This is a genomic window from Pseudonocardia sp. (assembly GCF_025965585.1).
GTDB lineage: Bacteria > Actinomycetota > Actinomycetes > Mycobacteriales > Pseudonocardiaceae > Pseudonocardia.
Window position 1 is genome coordinate 1 of the sequence record NZ_JAOPWR010000079.1, and the last position, 3,785, is coordinate 3,785.

Genomic DNA, 3,785 nt, shown 5'->3' on the forward strand with positions numbered 1-3,785 from the left:
GGGCCACGGCCTCGTCCCGGGCCTGCTCGGCCGCGAGGCGGGTCCTCTCCGCCTCCGCCGCGCGCCGGTTGGCCTCCTCCACGGCGGCGACGGCGTGGGCCTCGACCTCGTCGATCCGTCCCGTCACCGCGGCGAGGGCGTCGGTCAGCGCGGCGACGGGCCCGCGCACCGCGTCGACGTGCTCGCGCAGCCGGTCGGCGTCGAGCCCGAAGGCGGCACGCGAGGAGTCCAGCCCCAGCGCGTCCAGGGCGTCGCGTTCGGCACGCGCCATCTGGGCACAGCTACGCCCGCCCTCCCAGCGGGTGTCGCGGCAGAAGGTGCGGCGGCGCCCGCCCTGGGGGCCGGGACCGGGGAGCTCGGCGCGGCACTTGCTGTAGCCGCAGCGTGCGGCCTCGTCGATCATGGTTGCAGCCTAACGGTTATCAGTTACGAAACGAGAAATCTGGTTCGGTGTTTCGTTATCTGAACGACGAGCCAACGAAACCGGTGTTTCGTTGGTGGGCTGTCGCCGCTCCGGCAGGGCTGCCCGCTACGGGCCGAGCCTCTCGCTAGAGTCGGACCATGCGCGGGGCCCGCGGACGCATCGTCAACCTCATGGCACGACTCCTGATCTCGCGACGGCGCGGCAAGAGCTCGCCCGACGCCCTCCTGTCGCTGCTGCCGGACTCGGCGCTCGTGCCCCTGCGCCGCGACGGGCTCGACCCCGTGGCCGGACTCGGGGAGATGCGGGCGCGTGAGCCCGTCAGCCAGATGAAGCTGCCGCTCGGACTGCGGGCGTGGATCGTCACCGGGTACGCGGAGTCCAAGGCCGTGCTGGGCGCTGCCAACACGTTCAGCAGCGACTTCAGCCACCTCGTGGGCACCGTCGGCATCACGGCCGACCAGAACCCCGGCGGGCTCGGGTTCACCGATCCGCCCGACCACACGCGGCTGCGCAAGATGCTCACCCCCGAGTTCACCGGGCACCGCCTCAAGCGCCTGGTGCCACGCATCGACGCGATCATCGACGGCCAGCTCGACGAGATGGAGGCGCGCGCCCGCGAGCACGGCTCGGTGGACCTCGTGCAGTCGTTCGCGCTGCCCGTCCCGTCGCTCGCCATCTGCGAGCTGCTCGGCGTCCCGTACGAGGACCGCGCCGACTTCCAGCGCCTGTCCACCACGCGCTTCGACCTGCTCGGCGGCGTCGGCGGCACGCTCGGGGCCATCTCCGAGTCGCTGACCTACCTCATGGACATGGTCAAGAAGCAGCGCGCCGAGCCCGGCGACGGCATGCTCGGGATGCTCGTCAAGGATCACGGCGACGACATCTCCGACGAGGAGCTCGCCGGCCTCGCCGACGGGCTGCTGACCGGCGGTCTCGAGACCACCGCGAGCATGCTGGCGCTCGGCGCGATCGTGCTGCTGCAGCACCCGGACTCGCGCCGCGCACTGCAGGAGCGCGACGACGCCATCGACCCGTTCGTCGACGAACTGCTGCGGTATCTCACCGTCGTCCAGGTGGCGTTCCCGCGGTTCGCCACGCAGGACGTCGAGGTCGGCGGCACGAAGATCCTCGCGGGCGACATCGTGATCTGCTCGCTCAGCGGCGCCAACCGCGACGGCAGCGTCTCGCTGGAGGGGTTCGACCCCGACCGCGCGCCGCGGCCCCACCTGGCGTTCGGGCACGGCATCCACCGCTGCGTGGGGGCCGAGCTCGCCCGCATGGAGCTGCGCGCGGCCTACCCGAAGCTGATGCGGCGCTTCCCCGACATCGCGCTGGCCACCGACGACCTCACCTACCGCAAGCTGTCGTTCGTCTTCGGCACCGACGCGCTCCCGGTCACCCTCGGGTGACCGACGCGCTGGCGGTCCTGGAGTCGCTTCCCCGCTCCCCCGCCACCCTCGGGCCCGGCGACACCGACTGGCCCGGCGTTGACGACCCCGACACGCTGCGGGCCCAGCTCGCCGACTGGCTCTCCCAGTACGCCAACGCCGGCACCCGCCGCACGTACGCCTACGCGCTCGGCCTGCCCACCGCGTGGGTGGATCCCGGTGCGGACCGGCCCGGCCGACGGCCGCCGGCCGCGGCGGCCGGACCCCTGCACGACCTCGCCTGGTTCCGCTGGTGCGCCCGCATCCCGCTCGACCCGCGCGCGGCCACCGCGACGCACGTCAAGGCCTGGCTGCACGCCCTCGACGCGGCCGGGGCCCAACGCCGGACGCGGCAGCGGATGCTCTCCACACTGTCGGCGCTCTACGGCCACCTCGCCGAGGCCGGCGTGGTGGCAGCCAACCCGGCAGCGCTCAACCGGTCACGGCTCGGGCTCGCCTCCACCGCCCGGGACGCCTCACCCACCGTCCGGCTCACCGCCGGGCAGGTCGCGGCCCTGCTCGACGCCGCGGCCGCGCCGACTGTGCGCGGCCGCCATGCCGAGCTCTACGCGCGCCGCGCCGTCGCGTTCGTCGCGCTGCTCACGCTGGGCCTGCGGATCTCCGAGGTCACCGGGCTCGACCGCGACGACCTGTTCCGCTCCGGCGGCGAGGACGTGCTGCGCGTGCTGGGCAAGGGCGGCCTGCACCGCGAGGTCTACGTCACCGGCCTCGTCCGGGAGGCGCTGGACGCCTACCTCCGCGAGCGCGACCGAGTCGACGGCGGTGCCGCTCCCGCCCGTCGCGGATGGACCGGCCCCGCCGCCCCGATGCTCGCCACGCGCGCCGGAGGGCGGTGCTCGCGGGTCGACCTGTGGTCCCAGCTCCGCCGGATCGCCACGGTCGCGGGCCCCGAGCTCGACGGCGTGGCCGACCGCGTCCATCCGCACGCGCTGCGCCACGCCTACGTCACCATCGCGCTCGAGCAGGACGCCCGCATCCAGCACGTTCAGGCCGACGTCGGGCACGCCACGATCGCCACCACCCAGCACTACGACCGCGGCCGCCGCACCCGTGACACCACCGCGGCCGATCTCGTGGCGGACGCCGTCCAGGCATGTCGAGGAGCGCCCCCCGGCGTCGACGTCCCCGGTGAGCGGCCCGCACCGGGCCGTCCGGGCCTAAGGAGCGAGCCGTGACCGGCACCGACCCCCGCGTCGACGCCTACATCGACGCCCTGCCCGGCTGGCAGCAGGACATCTGCCACGAGGTGCGCCGCCTGGTGCACGAGGCCGACACCGACGTCACCGAGACGATCAAGCGGACACGGCAGCCCTACTTCGTGCTCCAGGGCAACGTGTGCGCCCTGCTGGCGGCGAGGACGCACGTCGACGTCTTCCTCTACGACGGTGCGATCGTGCCCGACCCGGAGGGCATCATCACCGCCGGCCACGGCAACTCCACGGCCCGCACCGTCGCGTTCCGGGAGGGCGAGGCGATCAACGCGCCGGCCCTCGTCGCGATGTTCAGGCAGATCATCGCGAACAACCGGGCGGGCGGCTGGCGAAAAATCAAGGCTGGATCGGTGAGCAGAGCTCAGGGGGACCCACCACCACCATCCGCGACGAGCTCGGGATCAGCCGGCCCGGCGTGAGCGACGCGTGGCGGGCGGCCGGTGTGGGGGGACCGACGAGACCGCGGCGAAGGAGGCGGCGGAGCGGACCACGGCCGTCCTCTACTGACCGTGATCACGGCCGACCGCACCACATCCCCCTCGCCGGGGTGCCCGCGTGAGGTAGACGACGATCACCACCACCGCCGGGCGGGGTCAGGACGGGCGCACCGGGCGCGTGGCGGGCACGCAGCAGTCCACCGCACAAGGAACGCCGTTGACGGTGCAGCCCGCGCTGGGCACGTCGCTCAGGTAGCGGGGGGCA

3 protein-coding genes and 1 pseudogene are annotated in these 3,785 nt (G+C 73.7%); 3 read left to right on the forward strand and 1 reads right to left on the reverse strand.

What is annotated here, in order from left to right; translation table 11 throughout:
- Positions 1-403: pseudogene (locus JWR81_RS05150) on the reverse strand (response regulator receiver protein); the annotation flags it as partial.
- A gap of 191 nt (positions 404-594) precedes the next feature.
- Here JWR81_RS05150 and JWR81_RS05155 point away from each other — a divergent pair.
- The 3 genes from JWR81_RS05155 to JWR81_RS05165 are packed head-to-tail and all read left to right on the forward strand — an operon-like array spanning position 595 to position 3,502.
- Positions 595-1,833, forward strand: a complete 1,239-nt coding sequence (locus tag JWR81_RS05155; RefSeq protein WP_297647198.1) for a cytochrome P450 — start codon at positions 595-597, stop codon at positions 1,831-1,833.
- The gene (locus JWR81_RS05160) at positions 1,830-3,047 is read left to right on the forward strand and encodes a tyrosine-type recombinase/integrase (protein WP_297647201.1); all 1,218 of its coding nucleotides are present in this window, start codon (positions 1,830-1,832) and stop codon (positions 3,045-3,047) included. Before JWR81_RS05155 ends, JWR81_RS05160 begins: the two co-directional genes overlap by 4 nt.
- Complete coding sequence (locus JWR81_RS05165) at positions 3,044-3,502, forward strand: DUF1801 domain-containing protein (protein WP_297647204.1); 459 nt, start codon at positions 3,044-3,046, stop codon at positions 3,500-3,502. The genes JWR81_RS05160 and JWR81_RS05165 overlap by 4 nt, the downstream gene beginning before the upstream one ends.
- The last annotated feature ends 283 nt before the right edge of the window (positions 3,503-3,785 follow it).

Bases quoted from the DNA above. Each gene is read 5' to 3' on its own strand.
- JWR81_RS05155 (WP_297647198.1), top strand. From the start codon at position 595: ATGGCACGACTCCTGATCTCGCGACGGCGCGGCAAGAGCTCGCCCGAC.